Origin of the sequence: Paenibacillus sp. (assembly GCF_048976745.1) — a bacterium.
Lineage (GTDB): Bacteria > Bacillota > Bacilli > Paenibacillales > Paenibacillaceae > Paenibacillus.
This window is the reverse complement of sequence record NZ_JBHGUU010000004.1, coordinates 152,286-169,636: the sequence shown is the minus strand read 5'-3', so window position 1 is coordinate 169,636 and position 17,351 is coordinate 152,286. Positions and strand designations below refer to the sequence as shown.

Below are 17,351 nucleotides of genomic sequence, written 5' to 3'. Positions count from 1 at the left end.
ATACCTCGCTTTATAAATAGAAATTGTGTAACCTTGCATATCGTAACATGTTCAATGACCCAGGTCAATTTAACTCACAGGGTTATTTTCGCTTCAATCGTTCAGCGCTGTAATGATTTTCTCTGCTACCAGAACGTAATTGCTGTTTGCATTTTCTTTAATATGAAAGCCGACTTGATACTTGCCGGCACGACTGAAATCGTACGTAAAATCATATGTGCGGAACCAGAAGTTATCCTTCTGTGTTGTAAGCTCCTGGGACTGGATATCCTTCACCTGACCGCTCGGATTGGTAATCGTTACTTTCACCGCAGCTACATCTGCTGTCAGACTGTCCACTTGTGAAAATACATTGAATTTCAGCTTACCTACGTTAACGTTGCCAAATACAGTGTCTCCCTTGAAGAGAAAAATATGTACATTCGGTTTGATCACCGTTACTCTCTTGTTACTGCTGTCCCATTTGACGACGCCTCCGGCTTCCCTCACAGGTACATAGGTCGTTCCATCAATGAGATAACCTCCATCAGCTGCTTCCTTGCCGTTAATGAGAACACGAATCTTCTCGTTCACCGAATCTGCAAACAATAAAGACCCGCCGAGCAAGGAGAATACCGTGACACAAAGCAATATTCGTTTCCATTTCATCCCGTCAATATTCCCTCCCCTGCTGCTAGCTGTTGTACATTTATACTGTAGATTCATCCACAAAGTTGCGCTGTTTTTCATCATTTTTCATTTTTTATCCAGAATTTTTTCCACCCCTTGGAATGCACAAAAAGAGGCGATCCACATTAAAGGATGCCCCTGATCTATAATTGTTATATACACGGGATTATACGAAGAGTTATGAAGAAGTATGCCGGGTCAATATACAAGGAACGCCCTTGCCTAAAGCCCCTTCAATTCTCATACGTGCAGCATAATCCATGCCTCGCGTACATGGTGTCTTACATCTCTCACATACATCCGAAGTGACCAACTTCATGGATACACGAATTTTGTCACTCTTTAATGCGGGAGCTTTCTTTCCTTTTGCCTTTGCCATCCCGGATTCCCCATTTCCCCAAGTGCTTACTGATGTAATGCATCATATGGGGATTCGCCCGGTTGTGTGTCTATGGTCTATTTAAAAAACGTATTTAATTACTAAAAATATGACAAGGAGAATACCTCCGACAATGAGCCAGTTGCTGATTTCATACCAAATGCTCTTGCCTCCGGACAGGTATTTCTGTTCATTCTCCTGATGACGATGACGGTGTGTATCGGTCTCAGAGCCATGGGGTGGTTTGCTAAAATCCATCATAAAGTACACTCCCCTTTTAGCAGTTTTGTGTAATCTTAATACCATTATAACCCATAATTGAGTATGAAATTAATTTTTCTGTATAAAAAGGGCTGTTTCTATACCAATGGATCTATTGAATAGAAGATAATTCTTCTTCTGTGACCCATTTGTGATTCTTAACCAAATCTCCCCCTGTTGTCGGGGTATAATCAACCATATATACCGTTGTCTCTTCAGCAGAATCAATGGTGGCCTTCGCACCCTTCATCCCTTTCATGTGATCAGCGCTCAACACTACCTCAGAACCTGTCACATACGATTGATCCGTATGGTCCTGTATTTCCTCATGGATCACCCATTTATGATTTTGCACGGGATCTCCGCCTGTGGTTGGCGTATACGTAACGGCATATACCGTAGTTTCATATGCTCCAGCGATCTTTGCTTTTGCCCCCTTCATGCCTGACATGTGGTCGGCACTCATCAACGCCTGGCTTCCTACTGGGTAGGTGGGGTTGTTTTTTTCCCGCAGACCTTCCGGTAGCTCTCCCGATTCAGAATGGTGCATCTCACCTGCGGCTGCTGTATGGCTGTCATCGTTACTTTCAATAGTTTGCCGAGTCTCCTTGCCACATCCACTCAAAATCAAACTGCCTGTAATTAATATAGTCGATAGGGTCAGTAAATATTTTTTCATGTTTGTTTTGCACTCCTTTAATTCTATTTGTATCATTCATTATACCCCCTATAGGTATATTTCAATCATCATTATTCTTTTTCTGGGCAAAGTACATCTTACAATGAAGCAAAATAATACAAAAAAACCTCCGATTTCTCGGAGGCTTCTTATAACAACAAATCGTTTCAATGATTACGCCAGTTCCACGTTAACATTCACGTTCCCTTTAATTCCTTTGGAATATGGGCAGTAGTCATGGGCAAGTTTCACAAACTTCTGTGCTGTCTCCTCATCCAGACCGAGAATTTTAACTTCCAAATCGACTTGAAGCTTCACGCCGTTATCCTCAGAATCAGTCACCAACATCACGGTTGCAGCTACAGTACTTCTTTCAATTTCAACTTTGTGTTTCTTCAATTGGAACTCCAATGCGGAGTTAAAACATGCACTATACCCTGCTGCAAACAACTGCTCCGGATTCGTCGCTGTCGTCACTTGTCCTCCGAGTTCAGGCGGTGCCGCAACATCCATCATAAACACGTTATCCGGGGATTGTACGATTCCTTGACGTCCGCCTGTATTAATCACTGTTGTTTCATATAATGTTTTCATGGTTGAAAACTCCTTTGGTTTTTTAGATTTATGTTGACTACATTTCGATTTCTTTTCTATCGCTAACAATTACATTGTACACAATTAAATTGCGTATGTAAATAGTTAATATAAAAATAATATAGTTTAATGCTGCGTTTAAATGAATAGCGATGAGGAGGATTATAATGAAATTAATTAAGGTTAGGAGGAATAACACGTTTGGAGAATAATTCATTTCTAACCGCGGACAAGCCCAAACCTAATAAAGTCAGGGCACTTTCTGAGGTATTGGCTGTATCCACCAAACTCGGCCTGACTTCATTTGGGGGACCGATCGCTCATCTCGGTTACTTTCATGAAGAATATGTTCGCCGTAGAAAATGGATGGATGAACGAAGCTATGCAGATTTAGTTGCGCTATGTCAATTTTTGCCCGGGCCTGCCAGCAGTCAAGTCGGGATTGGAATCGGCATCATCCGCGGCGGATTGCTGGGGGGACTGATGGCTTGGCTTGGTTTTACACTTCCTTCTGTCATGGCGTTGGTATTGTTTGCTTTCCTTCTGCAAGGATTTGATATCAGCAGTACGGGCTGGATTCACGGTCTGAAAATTGTTGCTGTAGCTATTGTTGCTCAGGCGATATTGGGTATGGGGCAAAAATTAACTCCTGACCGTTACAGGGCAACCATCGCTATCTTTACTGCAGCGGCGACTCTTGTGTGGCCAACTGCGTTCACCCCAATCCTTTTTATTGTTATTGCAGGCATGATAGGTATGATCCATTTTAGAAAAATGACAGCGATTAATACAGTAGACTTGTCTGTCCCTATGAGTCGTAAGTTGGCAATCGTCTGTTTGGTTACGTTCTTTGGAATCCTGATTCTTCTTCCGGTACTCACACCATTTGATCGTTCGGGATGGCTGTTATTCTTTGATAGCTTCTACCGTTCAGGCTCACTTGTATTTGGTGGAGGGCATGTTGTACTTCCGTTACTGGAACGTGAATTCGTACCTACAGGTCTGATGAACAAGTCCGACTTTTTGGCGGGATATGGAGCAGCACAAGCTGTACCTGGACCATTGTTCACCTTTGCCAGTTATTTAGGTGCGATGATGCGTGGGGTTCCAGGTGCTTTGGTTGCAACGATCGCTATCTTTTTGCCAGCATTTCTTCTGATCGTAGGCGTATTGCCCTTCTGGAATTCTGTATGTAAAAGCTTGAAAATCCAAGGAGCATTAATCGGCATTAATGCAGCCGTAGTAGGTATTTTGTTGGCTGCGTTGTACGATCCGCTCTGGACAACTGCGATCCTGACTCCTGTTGATTTTGCACTCATGTGCATTTTGTTTCTAATGCTTGTTTTCTGGAAAGTACCACCGTGGATCGTTGTTGTTGCTGGTGCAGCAGGCGGTACAATCATGAATCTTCTCTAAATAAAAAAGGTACCTGACATTACACTTCCTGTTCGAAGCGTACGTGTTTAGGTACCCATCCCTGCAAGTATGTCTTTTTACCGATCCATGCAGATAATTGATTTATTCTCTTCAACACTCCAACAATCAGTTACTCCAGATATCCACTTTCATCTGTGCACATTTGAAATACTTGGCCTCGGCCTTACTTGTGGTGAGTTTCAACAGACATTGCAGTTCTCCATGTTGGAACAACCCACCACTGAGGTCAGCAGCAACACCTCCATACTGATCATCCGCACCAAGCCACACGGAAGGTCTCTCGAGCCCCGCCGAGAACTGTAATCCGGTGCAGAGCAGCACAGTGAGATTCTTTCGGTTCTGTGCCTCATCTCCCGCCACGCCATGTGTGGTGAAGAACACCATGTTTTGCTTGAAATCGGTGTACGTTCCATCTGCCTTATAGGCACGGACCATCCCATACTTCTGATTAACGTTTTGAAAAAAAGTGATTCCGGCCTTGCTGTCCTTCGATTTAATGCCAACCTGAACTGAAATTCCAATGTTCCCGTTTAATTGAAGCGCTTCCAAAGTAAATGCAATAGCGGTTACTTTCGAGCTGTCAATCAGATGTTTCATTTTCAACTCTGCCGTGGCTCCTGCCGTAGTCGGTGTTGTAACGGTTATGGTTCCTCTGTCAGGCAAAGGCTCAAACGTAGGGGTACCCACCACCTCCACCCAATCCGGTAACGTTCCGTAAAGAAAATCGGCCACAAGCTGTTTATGGACCTTTCCAAAGGGCACGATCTGACCTGTTGCATCACGTATAAGCATCTCTACACCCCCACCGAATAGGCTACACCGATATTATGATCGGTATTGTAATACACGTACACTACGCCGTCCATAACGGACACCATCAAGGATTGCATATTGGTCGTTTCCCAATTCAATGCCGGAAAATATATATCTGAAGGTTTGTCCAGCAGCTGACGCAAGTCTGGGCTGATCTTGGCAATAGCAGGCCGAGCTACAGTTGTAACCCCACCGGAAGCATAAGCAGATAACATGCCCAGCCACCACATGCTCCCTTTATACATAAATACACCAGCATTGGGTCTTGAAATGTTTTCTTCTGCTGATAACGTCGCATCATTACCACCCATTAATGGTCTTGGATCAGCTAACCAGCTACGTCCGTCATGAGAATACCAGATACATTTACGGCCAAAGTCACCGCCGCCCATCACCGAGAAACCGATCCATTTGCCCCCATTTCTAAAACACGAGAAGTAACCGGTATGACCATCACCTGGGAAACCGGGAGGTTTGTCCAGAATCAAACCCACTCTTGTCCAGTTAATCATGTCTACAGAGGTTGCAAGTGCCGTTGATTGATTGATCCCCAGTCCGTTTTGTTGATAATACATAAAGAACAATTGTTCTTCATCGTTCCAGATCACAAATGGCGTTTCGGTCGAATTCCCAACCACAGTATCGAGATATACCTGTCCGTGTTTGGTCCATGGTCCTGTCGGGCTGTTAGAGTAGGCTAGTCCAATTCCTCCGATGTTATTATGGTTGGTGGAGTACGTAGCATAATAATCTGCTTTTGCATCAGGGATAAGCCCCTTCACTTTGACCGCCCGAAACCAATAGATCGATTGAAGACCCGCCATTGCAGCGGTATATATAGGATTGTCCATTTTTTTATCAAATTGAGGCGTGTACATCCGTCTCGATTCTGCATCGCAATAATCATAAGGCGCAATGGCCCTGTTCGATTTCATCGCTGCGTCCAGCGCTGCCTGAGCAATATTTTCAGTCATAGACATGGGAACTCAACTCCTTTGTGAGTAAGTTACCATTTGCCGGTCGCGAATATAAAACACCCGAAGTGTCCTTTAATAGGATTGAAAAATCAACAACATTACCCTCATTCGCAGCTGACTCCTGAGTAACACGAATGATAGGGCGAATTCTAGCACTATATGAATACGCTTTCATTTTATTCATTCCTTTATTTCCTTTACCGTTGTAATCAGCAAACATCCCTTTCATTCGTACGCCCGGATAATGTTGATTCTTCATATTAATCCCTCCTATTGTTTTCTCCCGATAAGTATATTCATGAAGTTCCCTTTGTGTTAAAGCATTATGCCCATCTTGCAGCCTATTATTCTAAGTCTGGTTTCGTATAACTAATGTTTTGCTTGTTAAACATGACTAAACATAAACAGGCTAACCAATACAAATTGGCTAACCTGTTGAACGAAGAAACTGCAAAACCAATTCCTTATTACTCCGCAAAAAGTGAAGATATGGGATTCGCTACTTTTTTATCGGAATTCTGCTTGCCCTGGTTATCCAATACATAGTACTGGTAAAAGTCATTGGTGAATCCGATAGACTCCTGTATTTTTAGTTTAAAAGCTTCAAGTGCCGCATCACTCAGATGATCCTCATTCCAGAAATAATGAAGCATTAATCGATTCTGGTTATAGGGATGTTGGATAACATATGCACCAGCGGTGAGAGGTTGATTCATCATATTCTTCCAAGGGAAACCGGTCTGTTTTGTCCGATCGATAATGTTGGATTTTAAAGCCTGTACCAATCCGTTTGACTTGGCATTGCCAAAGACAATAAGGTTGCTGTTACCGATCTCTTTTTTCATCTTTTGCTTCAGTTCCTTGCGATCCCGTACAACGTCGTACCGTATACCGCTCATATCAAGGAATCCAGTCAACTGATCAACCATATCTTCCTGCTGCTTAGCTGCAAGCTTACTCACCTTATCACTGAGCACAATGGTTAATTCCTCGCCTTGAAGGACTTTGTCCATCAATCGACTCATCACCTCATAAGGCAGATTAGGGATCATACCCATGACAGCCTGATACTGCGCTTGAAAGATATCATGCACATATGCGGCGGTCTCTTCCTGTGATAATTGGTATTCAGGCTTTAAAACGAAATCAGGCTGATATAGGGCCGCTTGCATTTCGGTACGTACTTCCTTACCAAGCACATCTTCGATGGTATGAAGAAGTCCATCAATCGTCGCATTTTGGTACACGTATCGTTTGAAATATTCTTGCATAAAGTGATCAAACTTCTCTTCACCGACGGAACGGTAAAGCTGGTATATCGCTTGTCGCCCTTTTTGATAGTAGAGCAGATTGGCCAAGTCCCCTACTTCATCATTTGTTGATGCAATGGTCATATCTACGGGCGCAGTATCAAACTGTATGGATCTAAAACCATTTAGCTTATCTCCCTGTTTCTCGGCAAAATACACCATGGAGAAATCGGCAAAACCTTCATCCAGAAAGGATTCTGTCTCCGAGTTATTACCGATCAATGCATGGAACCACTGATGCGCTATTTCATGAACAAAAGTTATATCTTCTTCTGGAACCGCGCCATCATGAATCTGTCCCATCTGAATCAGCCTCGCATATTCCACGGCAACGCCTTGTACATACGTTTCGACAATTCGGAACTCAGGATAGGGATACTTGCCGTATTTCTCACTATAGAAATCAATGACCTTAAATGCCTGATTAATATACCGGTCAACGATCTCTTTCTTGGATGGATCATCGTTGAAATAATAGTATTCCACCGTCAGACCGTTACGGGTAGCGCGCTCCACTTGAAGATTAGGACTGGCAAAGAAAACAAACTCTCTCGTATTCTCGGCTACAGCAGACACAATCTTACGTCCATGTTCTGTACTGTCTTGAGTGGTGATAGAGCCAGGCATGGCTACCTGATATTTATCAGGCACATTGAATTGAACTTCATAGTCCGACGAGGTGTAATAATCGCTCTCGAATGTTCGACTATACGGTGCCTTATTCCACTGATGCTTGACTTCATCGTATACAGACATCACCGGGAACCAGTGTGCACCATTGATTATATCCTTGTAATAAGACACTCGCTGTGAGCCATAAGGTATCTTCAGATGGAATTCCAATTGAAATGTTACCGATTCGCCTGGTTGAATGGACTCTTTCAACTGCACGGTCAACGCTTGGTTTTCCTTATGGAAATCCAGCGATTGCCCACCTTCAGTTACAGCAAGAATATCGATTCCTCCAAGAAAATCTTCTGGTTTCTTATCCGGATTATCGCTGCTAATCATTTCATTAAATTGTTGAAACATCGTCGCCTGTGTAGACTTGGAAAGGTTCGCATCAGCATATGTATGCAGGACCAGCTGCTGGAGTGCATCCTTGCTTGTGTTGCGATATGTCACCTTCTCGCTCCCCTGGATCGTCATCTCCTTCTCATTCAACCGAGCCTGGATCTGGTATTGAATCGGGGACTGCTCTAAGGAGTCTTTCTGTGTGATAGGTATCTTCGTAGATACAGGTGTTGGGACTGCTTCCGCGACGGCAACCCCCATGTTCGCAAGTGGGCTTGTTGCCAGTATTAAAGCCAGTGTACCCGCGATCCCTACTCTGGCTAACTTTGATGTAAATGGACTTGGATAATTCATAAGTTCTCTCCTTCTCCTGTTCTATGTTGACCTCAGAACCAAGTATAGAAGAGAAACCTTACGTTGAATTTATGTTTTATTTAAGTTTTGTTTAAAAAAAGGAAAAGAAGCCTTACATCGTAAGGCTTCTCGTGTATGATCTGTAGTGGGCTCGAACCACTGACCCCTACCCTGTCAAATAAGCGAGCTCTTAGTCCCCTTACTCTTTCTGTATAGATGACCGAGTAATTCTTTTATTCCGCTCTTGATTTCGACCAATATTTTATCTTTGCTAATGTAGACCACCTCAAGCAATGTGCATAACATCATTTTCTTCTTTTCTATAGAAGCATTTGTAAACACATCTCGCCAAACTGGGAGATAATCTTTTAGAGTCTCCATCTCTGATATCTCCATTTTTTTAGTGGATAATAATTTCTCTATTCCCTTAATATCTTCAGAAGTTTTCTGAATCTCGTTTTCTTTTTTCTCGATAAGACCATTGAGCATTTCTGGCTTGAATGCGCTCTTACCCATTATAGCTTTTGGAACCTCAGTATTTAGTGCCACGAGCTCCTCATAGTGCTCTTCCAGTAAATTTTGCATTGTTTTAATCTTTTCCTCTTCTTCATTAGAAATTCTCTTTTTCAATGATTCAATTTCTGATTGGAAATCTATTGTTCTGAGTTGACTTAAGTATTCATCCACCATTTTAAAGACTTGTGTCTCTACCTTCTTTGAAGAAAATGTTGCCTGTCCATTACAATCCGTCTTTCCTTGCAATTTTCCACTACAACGATAACTTTTATTCTGATTGTATCTAACTATTTCTCCATTAGCTGCTTTGTATTTATTTACAAATGTAGTCGTAGTCAATCTAGAATTGCAACAACCGCATCTGGCTATTCCAGTCAAAAGTAAACTTCCCTGTGTGCTCATGGGAATGGAATTTTCATTTCTGTTTGGATTCTTAGGGTTCTTTTTATCCCTTATATCTTGTACACTATTCCAATCCTCTTCTGACACTATCATTAATTCAGGGATTGGTTTTGAAAATACATCGTCCCCTTCTTCTTTTCTGTATCTCATCACTCCTTTGTAAATTGGATTCTTAAGTATAACGTTTACAGTTGGAGCACCCCATTGTTTTGCTTTTCTTGTCGGAACATTTTTTTCGTTTAGAAGTTTAGCTATTCTTAATTGTCCGTAACCTTCTTCAAGTACTAGTCGGAATATTTCTTGTACGATCTTTGACTCTTCTTCGTGCTTGCACAGTTTTTGCAGTGCTTTTCCTTTTTTATTTACATTACCGGAATCAACACTTTTATACCCGTAGGGAATACCTCCTCCCCTAAAAACACCATCTTCGACCATCTGTATATGTTTTTCGTTGACACGGTCAGAGGTCTTCCTACTTTCATCGCTTGACTGCCAGAATCTTAAGAAGTTGACCATCCGGTCGGTGTAAGCTTCAATTTTTTGCTGACCTTCTATTACAGACCACATTTCAACCCCTTTATTTACAAACCACTCAAGTACAAAGGGAGTCTCATCATCTTTTCTTCCAAGCCTATCAAACATAAATACCAACAAGACATCGAATAAGCCATTCTCTGCATCTTCTTTAGCCTGTTGTATAACATCACGCTTCGAAGCAGGTACTTTGAAACCAGATACCCCTTTTTCGGTATATTCCTTAACTAGCTTCCATCCCTCTTGTTTCTCTACCATCTTTCTACATGCTCGTTGCTGCATTGGAATATCGTTTCCGTCCATCTGTCCTTTTGTAGATACTCGATATAGCGCTGCAACACGCTTTATTTGTCCCATTCCATCAACCACCATATCTTTTTTCTGTATTATTTTCATCGATAGTTATAACTACTTTAACTATTTAAATTTACCCAAATTATACCATTAAGTATATTTATGATCAACAAAAACCACCTACATATATTATTGGAGGTGGCCATAATGTTATATAAAAAAACAACCCCTCTTGAGATATAATTCTCAAAAGAAGTTGCCTTTCATTTTTCATATAGGACGAGTGGGGATCGAACCCACGACCCTTACCCTGTCAAGATAATGCTCTCCCGCTGAGCTATCGCCCTGTAATAAATTAAGATGTATCCATCACGATCCTAATGCTATCTTTAGCTGAGCTAACAGATCATGATATATAATTATTTCCCAATCAAGTAACAGTATCATATCAAGTAACCGTGTTCATTGTCAATGATTTATTTGGTTATAATTCACCCGAAATGGTGCACAATAAAGGAAAGATTACCATTTCAGACAACGAGGTGAATTCGCTATGAGAAACTTAACAAAACGGTTAGCATCCCTTAAACATACATTTACGAAAAGCTTCTTTCTCTACGCTGGGTTACTGATTCTCATTACCACCGTTACTGGTTGCGGCCTGGAGCGGGATGAACATACGGTTCAATTCCAACAGCTAAAACAACCCAATGAGAGCGTTGAATCTCTTCCCGTCTGGCTGGACGTATACTCCAAATCTGTCATTCAAGATGTATATTCTCCGCGAGGAACCAGTGAAGTCCTGCCGTGAAGAACCGATGAATTACTCCTCTTCATCCCACTTGCGTGAGTATGCTTTCTTGGTCACATAATACAATAGAGCAATCATTCCCGCTGACATTAACAATGTAATGACCATGATGCCTGTCATGCCCATCACTACCCCCTCCTCTCCCAATATGTTCCAGACTTCACTATACAGGAAAAACATTTTTTTGTATAATTCAGTCTGATATGTCGCGCAAGAGCAGAAAGAAGGAATGGAATTGGCAGCTGAGATTAGTTATGTATCGACAGAAGAGCAACTGAAGCAAGCCCTGGAAATTCGCCATCACGTTTTTGTGATCGAGCAACAGGTGCCTGCCGAGATTGAGATTGATCAATATGATGTCATAAGTCCAGATGTGCATCATGTATTGTTAAGCACGGATGGACAAGCTGTAGCCACAGGACGTCTGATCTACTACAGCAAGGATACGGCCAAAATGCAGCGGATCGCGGTGCTTGAGTCTTATCGTTCTTTTGGTTATGGACGTGTGCTTCTGCTCGCGATGGAGGAGCGGGCACGTGAACTCGGCTTAACCTATTCTGTACTGGATGCGCAATGTCAGGCACAGAAATTCTATGAAAAACTGGGCTATGAAGTGATTTCGGAAGAACCTTTTTATGATGCAGATATTCTGCATGTTCGTATGAGAAAGAGCCTGTAAAACCTAGGCGTTGGCAGGTCTTATCAGCATATGGTGCATACTTCCGCTGAATTCGGATAGGCTAATCAGGTAAGCAGATTCCTATCTCGTCATATAAGGAGAGTGTGACATCATGGATCAAACAACACGCGAGAGTTTCACAGCCGTACAGAAAAATGGCGACGGTGACCTGACGGCCTTTCAGACTTCATCAGGACGTGTACTGGATTATCAGCAGGCACTTGCCGAAGTAAAGGCTGGCGCTATTGCCGGCGTGAATGTATTTAAAGGCAAGGATGGCGAAATGTACATTCGCGGCGATGCCGACGGTGACCCAACAAACAACCTGGACCAACTTCCCCATTTCTAAAATAGATGCACATGTCGTACGTGTGACACAGTAAGCGCCGATCCGGATATCCGGGTTGGCGTTTTCTTATTAGAATTAATAGTCCGTAAAATATTTTACGGAGCCCCCGGAAGGATGGCTTTTACGAATCGGCTGTTGTACCTGTTCCCATGCCTGCAAAATCTGTATCCCTTCGAGAGTAGACCGATTCTCCCACGCGATGTGCCCGGTGCGTTCAAGCTCCAGCAATGACTCATGAATGTAAGCTCTGCTTCGTCCCGTCTTGGTCTCCAATTCATCCATACGCGGCAGCCTGCGCCGTTGCCCTGCATAATTCACCATAATACGCAAAATCTTGCGTTCAAAGTCGTTCAGCATACTTTACCTCCTCATTCAGGTCCTTAACAGGACGCCATGCCAGAATACCTTGCTCCAGAAAGGTTCTGGGTGAGCCTTCTTTTCCCGCTGATGCTCTAATCATCCCGCCACGTACACTGTTAATTCGAATCTGTCGCTGCGTTATCTGCCCTGCACGATCCATGTAGACAAGCTCCACCATCTGGCCAATATATTTCCCTAGCATAATCATCCCTCCGATAAGAACGTTTGTTTGTATTTTATATTATATGCGAACATAAGTTCTTTATTCAATAGTAAAAAAAGGATTTTGTAAAATAAAAAAACCAGACTTTCACCTTAATGATCAAGGGAGTCTGGTTCCTCTAATAATACTGCCGATATGACAACATGACTTGTAGCACCCGGTTCAGTGACGGATCAGTGTCGATCCGATTCCGAAAATTGTACTTTCTTTAACTGCTGTGTAGATGGATTAAAATCAACATTCACATAGACCGCGAATTGCTTGCCGTCTTTGGCACGAACCCATAACTTGAACTGCTCCCGTGATTGATCTGCTGTTAAAGAGGTACGACCGATATGCTTGTAGTCCAAAATATCCACATTATACTTGGTCTGTGTCTCTTTGACCGCTATAATTCCCCACTTCGCATAATCAGGGATGGCGGCGCCTGTGCCTGATGTAATTCCGGCTAAACTCAGGACTACCGACATGACGGTAACGATGAGCATTCTCATTTCACTCACTCCTTGGGACAATATGTTTCTGTTATATTGCCCGTCCGGGTTTCATTTTACACGAATAAACGAAAGATCCAGGCCAGCGGCCGTAGGGAAAAAGGAACCACATGAACAAGCCGGTCAAACGAATCAGGAGTCTCCATTCGGAAACTCATTCCCCAGTCACCCGAGAAAAAGGGATGTTGTGTCTGTGGTTCCTGAGGACGTTCCAACCCGTATTTCTTTTCAAGTAACTCCCGCGTATCTTCATCCACCTGAACCTCGTTCGTAACCACATATGCTGTGGCAGGCTCGCTGCTTATGTACATCTGAATCATTAGAAACATCACAATCCCAACTATTTGTATCCAACGCTTGTTCATCTCTTACTCCTTTATGGATTTATGACTCCATTCTCTTGTAACTTGAAGTCGTTCGAATGTTTGATTATACATAAAAATCACTGTATTGGAAATAACAAAAGAGATAAGAGCTGGGGCATATGTCATGCGATACTTAAGTCCCATTTGGTTGATTTTTTGTTTAAAAAATCCAAAATATGTGTAATAGGCCATGACTGAGTGATCTCGCGATCATGAAACCTTACACGATCTGCAATACCACTTTGAGGAGGTTACACCCCAATGTTCAAACGCTTGGATGAAATCCTGATTGAGATTCCCAATGTCGAGAAGCCAGATCCGAATGCTGCAGCAGCCATACAAGAATTGCTCGGCGGCAAATTCGGAGAAATGTCAACGTTGAACAACTACCTCTATCAATCGTTTAATTTTCGATCCAAGGAAAAACTGAAGCCCTTCTATGACCTGGTCATGAGTATCACGGCCGAAGAATTGGGACATGTTGAGCTTGTATCTCATGGCATTAACAAATGCCTCAGAGGTTCAACCGAGTACAAAGAACCCGACGATACGCCGCTAGGTTCCGTGAAAGATGCTCGTTTGTCATATCACTATCTGGCAGGTGCACAAGGCGCAATGCCTTTTGACTCCATGGGTAATCCATGGACGGGAGCAAACGTCTTCAACAGCGGCAATCTGGTCGAAGATCTGCTTCATAATTTCTTCCTCGAGTGTGGTGCTCGTACCCATAAGATGAAAGTATATGAGATGACAGATCACCCGGCAGCCCGGGAAGTGGTTGGTTTCCTGCTGGTACGTGGTGGCGTGCATGTCGTCGCATATGCGAAAGCACTTGAGATTGCAACTGGCGTAAATGTGACCAAGTTGGTACCTATTCCTTCATTGAATAACAAAGCCTTCAACGAGGCTCGTAAATATGAAGAAAAAGGGGTTCACACCAAGCTGTACACCTATAGTGATAAAGACTTCAATGCGATCGGCCAGATCTGGAAAGGGACTCACCCCGAAGATGGACAACCTCTTGAAGTCATCCAAGGGATACCTGAAGGATTCCCGATTCCGGAAGCTCCTGCGGTCGAGGAAGAATTCGCACCGGGTATATCGCAAGAAGACTTTAAAGAAATTGCACGTCGTCTGAAGATGGCTGGGAATATTGCGGATTAAGGAACAATTTGTTTAACAGGTTCTTTCCCTATATATATTGTTAACTCTATGTTTAAGTAAAGCCCTCCAACCCTGCTGCTGAATGCAGAGAGAGTTGGAGGGCTTTGTTATACTAAATTTATGATACCATTTTATGGTGAAAAATAAGTATGTTGTATGCACGTCATTTCCTGAGAATTTAGCTGTAAAAGTAAACCGGATCTCTGTTCACATCGTTAAACTTAGTTAAACTCCATCACCGATTCCTCACGCTGACTCATGACTTCAATTAACATGTTGGCACCCAAACGAAAACCTTGTGCAAACGCTGCTTCCGTATGCATGCCCTCACATCTGCCACACAAGTCAAATAACTGTTCAAGCTCACGGAATTCTTCCTCGCTCAATCGATTCTTCCACTGCTCTGTCAGAGCTGCAATCTGCCGTCCTAACGCTTGGTATTCAGGATGTGTCGGCATCATCATCTCATCCGGTCGAAGTCGTCCATTATATAATGCTTCTACTATCGAATTCATGTGCATCCTCCTGTATATCAATTCGCAGCTCACTTGAATGAACGTTCTGCACATGGTAGGATATTTATGCAGTCGCTCATTCGTAGTGATTGCGGGATAGGAAGCAGCGGTGTTCTTCGTGGGACTTACGCTGCTTCCTTTTTTTCATTTTTGGAGTTCGTCGTAAATCTTCTCAATCCCTTTGCGAACGATGTCTGATCGATTCGTATTCAGCTTCTCAGCCGAAATATCGAGCTTGTTCATAATTTCCTCATCAACACGTATCTCAATCGTTCTGCTTTTGGGTTTGTCAGATTTAGGCCGCCCCATCTTTTTGGCGGACATTGCTTCACCTCTTTTTTTGTCCTGACAACAATATATTATTGTCAGGACAAAAAGTCAATGTATTTGTAAAACATACGTTCGTTTTTGTGACAGCAGATTCATAGATAAATCTATAGTCTGTAAACCGTTTGAATGATTAAAAAAACAACCTTGAACGGCTAGGCGCTCAAGGTTGTTAGAGTACTTTTATTGAGTAACCATTAAGATTCAGGAGACACGCAAAGAAGTAGAAAGAAAAATTTGGTGTTTTAGCATTTTTATCACTACATCTTCCATATTTCAGTCTTTCTTAGAAAGTTGATTACCTGTTTTTATGTATCCAAACTTCCATCTCCACTGATCTCTCATCGGTGTACCTCCATTTTTTCCAAAAGCTCAAAGATAACCTCATCCAACTCCTCAAGTACCTCACTAGGTGTAGGGGACTCCAATATCCTTACCAGATCCGTCTGTAGCATACTCAGATGAGATACAGGCAATCGATCAATTAACCCCACCAAAATGAAATATTCCCACTGTGGATCCTGGGTTTGTAATACATCCTTGATATGAGGAATTAAATCCTCTCCCAATCTCAATAATAGATCCTCTACCGGCTTAGAGATTGGCCAATTCCCGTCTTGTAACCACTGCATAAGTTCTGGAATAATGCCTTTCAACTCTTCATTACCAAATTCATTTAACTTGCTAACTGCTTCAAAATCAAATTTGTCGCGGGGAAGACACGCCCTAATATCCATTTAATTTTTCTTTCTCATCTATCATTTGCAAAATGAAATTGCCTCTTGTTACTCGACTGGCTCCACATCCTCTACGCTGATATCCATCTCATCTTGATTCTCCGTCGTTGACATCGCATCTCTCATGCGAATCGTCCACGCTCCTGCATCATGATCAAATTGTACATCTTCAATCACAGGAACACGTACCTTTGCTCCATCTGGTGAGTATAGTCCGCCCCGAATTGCGTCCGCTTCACTTAGATGAGCACCGTCTGGCGTATCTGGACAAGATACCGCTATCTTATCTGCTCTGGCCTGCCCGGGATAAGGCTGATTTTCCGGCCTTCCATCCGTCCAGACTTCAACATATGAGCCGATCTGCGGACCAGGCGCATTGGAGAACCATTTTGCCGGATAGTACCGACTTTCTTCTCCATTCGAACCATGATCTTGATAAGCAGGATCAACAACAAGAATGGAATCGTCTTTGCGTTCAACCACATATCCAGTGAAGCCCTTTTCACTTGATGCATTGGCTTGAGTCTGCACAGAGTTGCATTCGTTTGATCCTGAACATCCAGTAAGGCACACGATCAGGATTGAGAGCAGTATGAGGACTCGACGAAGATTGGTCATATATACATCCCCCTTTAATAACACCTCTTCCCAAATTTGACGTTCCGTATCAGATTATTGTTGCATTCACTTCTTCATATCCCTTTTGTACACATACCTGCCCCATACCACCAATGCCGCACACAACAAGATCACACAGTAGGCCCATACAAACAGCATGGCAAGCCCCAAACCGATGTTGGCATCCAGGCGCTCATCAAAGATCTCCGTGTACAATGAAAAACCGAGTGGCACAGCGCCAACTATGAAAAGTCCAATGGACCATGCGCCCCAGCGTCGAAAACCGGCCCCCTCGCGAGTACTGGAAAGTTTGCGAATCCCTTGAGTCAGAAGCCACCAGATCAGAATAAATAATAGACAGGTTATAAGAATTTTCAGCATATCGTTCAACTGCATATCGTGCACCTCCTACATCTTGCAAGATGATGAACATATCTTACACGTTAAGCGTTCTCTTAACTATATTACCCGTTTCC

23 protein-coding genes and 1 tRNA gene are annotated in these 17,351 nt (G+C 42.8%); 5 read left to right on the top strand and 19 right to left on the bottom strand.

The genetic code is table 11. The features are described 5' to 3' along the window. Positions 1 to 93: 93 nt before the first annotated feature. The 4 genes from ACE3K2_RS01730 to ACE3K2_RS01715 form a co-directional block, all read right to left on the bottom strand. Positions 94 to 648: a copper amine oxidase gene (locus ACE3K2_RS01730; protein WP_278298976.1), complete on the bottom strand. Its 555-nt coding sequence runs from the start codon at positions 646 to 648 to the stop codon at positions 94 to 96. A gap of 481 nt (positions 649 to 1,129) precedes the next feature. Then, a complete protein-coding gene (locus ACE3K2_RS01725) occupies positions 1,130 to 1,309 on the bottom strand; it encodes a hypothetical protein (protein WP_421885981.1) in 180 nt (59 codons plus the stop codon). Positions 1,310 to 1,421: 112 nt separating this feature from the next. After that, a complete protein-coding gene (locus ACE3K2_RS01720) occupies positions 1,422 to 1,988 on the bottom strand; it encodes a YdhK family protein (RefSeq protein ID WP_421885977.1) in 567 nt (188 codons plus the stop codon). A gap of 174 nt (positions 1,989 to 2,162) precedes the next feature. Next, positions 2,163 to 2,582, bottom strand: a complete 420-nt coding sequence (locus tag ACE3K2_RS01715) for an organic hydroperoxide resistance protein (RefSeq protein ID WP_421885974.1) — start codon at positions 2,580 to 2,582, stop codon at positions 2,163 to 2,165. A gap of 201 nt (positions 2,583 to 2,783) precedes the next feature. On the opposite strand from ACE3K2_RS01715, the gene ACE3K2_RS01710 reads away from it, so the two are divergent. Beyond that, entirely contained in the window at positions 2,784 to 3,998 is a 1,215-nt protein-coding gene (locus ACE3K2_RS01710; RefSeq protein WP_421885971.1) for a chromate transporter, read from the top strand. A gap of 126 nt (positions 3,999 to 4,124) precedes the next feature. Here the strand turns inward: ACE3K2_RS01710 and ACE3K2_RS01705 are convergent, their stop codons facing one another. The 6 genes from ACE3K2_RS01705 to ACE3K2_RS01680 form a co-directional block, all read right to left on the bottom strand. After that, on the bottom strand, positions 4,125 to 4,811 hold the full coding sequence (locus ACE3K2_RS01705; RefSeq protein WP_421885968.1) for a hypothetical protein: 687 nt from the start codon (positions 4,809 to 4,811) through the stop codon (positions 4,125 to 4,127). Positions 4,812 to 4,813: 2 nt separating this feature from the next. After that, positions 4,814 to 5,812: a hypothetical protein gene (locus tag ACE3K2_RS01700; RefSeq protein WP_421885965.1), complete on the bottom strand. Its 999-nt coding sequence runs from the start codon at positions 5,810 to 5,812 to the stop codon at positions 4,814 to 4,816. Further along, a complete protein-coding gene (locus ACE3K2_RS01695) occupies positions 5,799 to 6,068 on the bottom strand; it encodes a hypothetical protein (RefSeq protein WP_421885962.1) in 270 nt (89 codons plus the stop codon). Before ACE3K2_RS01695 ends, ACE3K2_RS01700 begins: the two co-directional genes overlap by 14 nt. Before the next feature lie 208 nt (positions 6,069 to 6,276). Beyond that, entirely contained in the window at positions 6,277 to 8,487 is a 2,211-nt protein-coding gene (locus tag ACE3K2_RS01690) for a M1 family metallopeptidase (protein WP_421885959.1), read from the bottom strand. A gap of 174 nt (positions 8,488 to 8,661) precedes the next feature. After that, entirely contained in the window at positions 8,662 to 10,335 is a 1,674-nt protein-coding gene (locus ACE3K2_RS01685) for a recombinase family protein (protein ID WP_421885956.1), read from the bottom strand. A 173-nt stretch (positions 10,336 to 10,508) separates the two neighbouring features. Next, a tRNA-Val gene (locus ACE3K2_RS01680) sits at positions 10,509 to 10,580 on the bottom strand. A 206-nt stretch (positions 10,581 to 10,786) separates the two neighbouring features. On the opposite strand from ACE3K2_RS01680, the gene ACE3K2_RS01675 reads away from it, so the two are divergent. The 3 genes from ACE3K2_RS01675 to ACE3K2_RS01665 all read left to right on the top strand — a co-directional run bounded on the left by ACE3K2_RS01675 (position 10,787) and on the right by ACE3K2_RS01665 (position 12,072). Beyond that, positions 10,787 to 11,044: a hypothetical protein gene (locus ACE3K2_RS01675; protein WP_421885953.1), complete on the top strand. Its 258-nt coding sequence runs from the start codon at positions 10,787 to 10,789 to the stop codon at positions 11,042 to 11,044. A 235-nt stretch (positions 11,045 to 11,279) separates the two neighbouring features. After that, positions 11,280 to 11,723, top strand: a complete 444-nt coding sequence (locus ACE3K2_RS01670; RefSeq protein ID WP_421886854.1) for a GNAT family N-acetyltransferase — start codon at positions 11,280 to 11,282, stop codon at positions 11,721 to 11,723. Positions 11,724 to 11,835: 112 nt separating this feature from the next. Then, on the top strand, positions 11,836 to 12,072 hold the full coding sequence (locus tag ACE3K2_RS01665) for a DUF3892 domain-containing protein (protein ID WP_421885950.1): 237 nt from the start codon (positions 11,836 to 11,838) through the stop codon (positions 12,070 to 12,072). Between the two features lie 75 nt (positions 12,073 to 12,147). On the opposite strand, the gene ACE3K2_RS01660 is transcribed toward ACE3K2_RS01665, so the two are convergent. The 4 genes from ACE3K2_RS01660 to ACE3K2_RS01645 all read right to left on the bottom strand — a co-directional run bounded on the left by ACE3K2_RS01660 (position 12,148) and on the right by ACE3K2_RS01645 (position 13,514). Next, on the bottom strand, positions 12,148 to 12,429 hold the full coding sequence (locus tag ACE3K2_RS01660; RefSeq protein WP_421885947.1) for a hypothetical protein: 282 nt from the start codon (positions 12,427 to 12,429) through the stop codon (positions 12,148 to 12,150). Next, complete coding sequence (locus ACE3K2_RS01655) at positions 12,413 to 12,634, bottom strand: hypothetical protein (RefSeq protein ID WP_421885944.1); 222 nt, start codon at positions 12,632 to 12,634, stop codon at positions 12,413 to 12,415. Before ACE3K2_RS01655 ends, ACE3K2_RS01660 begins: the two co-directional genes overlap by 17 nt. A 194-nt stretch (positions 12,635 to 12,828) precedes the next feature. Further along, positions 12,829 to 13,149 carry a DUF3889 domain-containing protein gene (locus ACE3K2_RS01650; RefSeq protein WP_036614744.1) on the bottom strand — a complete coding sequence of 107 codons (321 nt, stop codon included), beginning with the start codon at positions 13,147 to 13,149 and terminating at the stop codon, positions 12,829 to 12,831. A 56-nt stretch (positions 13,150 to 13,205) separates the two neighbouring features. Beyond that, complete coding sequence (locus ACE3K2_RS01645; RefSeq protein ID WP_421885941.1) at positions 13,206 to 13,514, bottom strand: hypothetical protein; 309 nt, start codon at positions 13,512 to 13,514, stop codon at positions 13,206 to 13,208. A 261-nt stretch (positions 13,515 to 13,775) separates the two neighbouring features. On the opposite strand from ACE3K2_RS01645, the gene ACE3K2_RS01640 reads away from it, so the two are divergent. Continuing rightward, complete coding sequence (locus ACE3K2_RS01640) at positions 13,776 to 14,678, top strand: manganese catalase family protein (protein ID WP_091014199.1); 903 nt, start codon at positions 13,776 to 13,778, stop codon at positions 14,676 to 14,678. A 221-nt stretch (positions 14,679 to 14,899) separates the two neighbouring features. On the opposite strand, the gene ACE3K2_RS01635 is transcribed toward ACE3K2_RS01640, so the two are convergent. The 5 genes from ACE3K2_RS01635 to ACE3K2_RS01615 all read right to left on the bottom strand — a co-directional run bounded on the left by ACE3K2_RS01635 (position 14,900) and on the right by ACE3K2_RS01615 (position 17,271). Then, the gene (locus ACE3K2_RS01635; RefSeq protein ID WP_421885937.1) at positions 14,900 to 15,193 is read right to left on the bottom strand and encodes a DUF6809 family protein; all 294 of its coding nucleotides are present in this window, start codon (positions 15,191 to 15,193) and stop codon (positions 14,900 to 14,902) included. Between the two features lie 144 nt (positions 15,194 to 15,337). Further along, the gene (locus ACE3K2_RS01630) at positions 15,338 to 15,517 is read right to left on the bottom strand and encodes a ribbon-helix-helix domain-containing protein (RefSeq protein ID WP_017687382.1); all 180 of its coding nucleotides are present in this window, start codon (positions 15,515 to 15,517) and stop codon (positions 15,338 to 15,340) included. 344 nt (positions 15,518 to 15,861) lie between these two features. Continuing rightward, positions 15,862 to 16,257, bottom strand: a complete 396-nt coding sequence (locus tag ACE3K2_RS01625; RefSeq protein ID WP_421885935.1) for a DUF5071 domain-containing protein — start codon at positions 16,255 to 16,257, stop codon at positions 15,862 to 15,864. 48 nt (positions 16,258 to 16,305) lie between these two features. Further along, the gene (locus ACE3K2_RS01620; RefSeq protein ID WP_421885932.1) at positions 16,306 to 16,875 is read right to left on the bottom strand and encodes a DUF3221 domain-containing protein; all 570 of its coding nucleotides are present in this window, start codon (positions 16,873 to 16,875) and stop codon (positions 16,306 to 16,308) included. Between the two features lie 66 nt (positions 16,876 to 16,941). Beyond that, the gene (locus ACE3K2_RS01615) at positions 16,942 to 17,271 is read right to left on the bottom strand and encodes a hypothetical protein (RefSeq protein WP_421885929.1); all 330 of its coding nucleotides are present in this window, start codon (positions 17,269 to 17,271) and stop codon (positions 16,942 to 16,944) included. Positions 17,272 to 17,351 lie beyond the last annotated feature (80 nt).

What these genes read in the sequence shown, in the direction of transcription:
- ACE3K2_RS01730 (WP_278298976.1), bottom strand. Translation starts at nt 648, where the DNA reads ATGAAATGGAAACGAATATTGCTTTGTGTCACGGTATTCTCCTTGCTC.
- ACE3K2_RS01725 (WP_421885981.1), bottom strand. Translation starts at nt 1,309, where the DNA reads ATGATGGATTTTAGCAAACCACCCCATGGCTCTGAGACCGATACACAC.
- ACE3K2_RS01720 (WP_421885977.1), bottom strand. Translation starts at nt 1,988, where the DNA reads ATGAAAAAATATTTACTGACCCTATCGACTATATTAATTACAGGCAGT.
- ACE3K2_RS01715 (WP_421885974.1), bottom strand. Translation starts at nt 2,582, where the DNA reads ATGAAAACATTATATGAAACAACAGTGATTAATACAGGCGGACGTCAA.
- ACE3K2_RS01705 (WP_421885968.1), bottom strand. Translation starts at nt 4,811, where the DNA reads ATGCTTATACGTGATGCAACAGGTCAGATCGTGCCCTTTGGAAAGGTC.
- ACE3K2_RS01700 (WP_421885965.1), bottom strand. Translation starts at nt 5,812, where the DNA reads ATGTCTATGACTGAAAATATTGCTCAGGCAGCGCTGGACGCAGCGATG.
- ACE3K2_RS01695 (WP_421885962.1), bottom strand. Translation starts at nt 6,068, where the DNA reads ATGAAGAATCAACATTATCCGGGCGTACGAATGAAAGGGATGTTTGCT.
- ACE3K2_RS01690 (WP_421885959.1), bottom strand. Translation starts at nt 8,487, where the DNA reads ATGAATTATCCAAGTCCATTTACATCAAAGTTAGCCAGAGTAGGGATC.
- ACE3K2_RS01685 (WP_421885956.1), bottom strand. Translation starts at nt 10,335, where the DNA reads ATGAAAATAATACAGAAAAAAGATATGGTGGTTGATGGAATGGGACAA.
- ACE3K2_RS01675 (WP_421885953.1), top strand. Translation starts at nt 10,787, where the DNA reads ATGAGAAACTTAACAAAACGGTTAGCATCCCTTAAACATACATTTACG.
- ACE3K2_RS01665 (WP_421885950.1), top strand. Translation starts at nt 11,836, where the DNA reads ATGGATCAAACAACACGCGAGAGTTTCACAGCCGTACAGAAAAATGGC.
- ACE3K2_RS01660 (WP_421885947.1), bottom strand. Translation starts at nt 12,429, where the DNA reads ATGCTGAACGACTTTGAACGCAAGATTTTGCGTATTATGGTGAATTAT.
- ACE3K2_RS01655 (WP_421885944.1), bottom strand. Translation starts at nt 12,634, where the DNA reads ATGCTAGGGAAATATATTGGCCAGATGGTGGAGCTTGTCTACATGGAT.
- ACE3K2_RS01650 (WP_036614744.1), bottom strand. Translation starts at nt 13,149, where the DNA reads ATGAGAATGCTCATCGTTACCGTCATGTCGGTAGTCCTGAGTTTAGCC.
- ACE3K2_RS01645 (WP_421885941.1), bottom strand. Translation starts at nt 13,514, where the DNA reads ATGAACAAGCGTTGGATACAAATAGTTGGGATTGTGATGTTTCTAATG.
- ACE3K2_RS01640 (WP_091014199.1), top strand. Translation starts at nt 13,776, where the DNA reads ATGTTCAAACGCTTGGATGAAATCCTGATTGAGATTCCCAATGTCGAG.
- ACE3K2_RS01635 (WP_421885937.1), bottom strand. Translation starts at nt 15,193, where the DNA reads ATGAATTCGATAGTAGAAGCATTATATAATGGACGACTTCGACCGGAT.
- ACE3K2_RS01630 (WP_017687382.1), bottom strand. Translation starts at nt 15,517, where the DNA reads ATGTCCGCCAAAAAGATGGGGCGGCCTAAATCTGACAAACCCAAAAGC.
- ACE3K2_RS01625 (WP_421885935.1), bottom strand. Translation starts at nt 16,257, where the DNA reads ATGGATATTAGGGCGTGTCTTCCCCGCGACAAATTTGATTTTGAAGCA.
- ACE3K2_RS01620 (WP_421885932.1), bottom strand. Translation starts at nt 16,875, where the DNA reads ATGACCAATCTTCGTCGAGTCCTCATACTGCTCTCAATCCTGATCGTG.
- ACE3K2_RS01615 (WP_421885929.1), bottom strand. Translation starts at nt 17,271, where the DNA reads ATGCAGTTGAACGATATGCTGAAAATTCTTATAACCTGTCTATTATTT.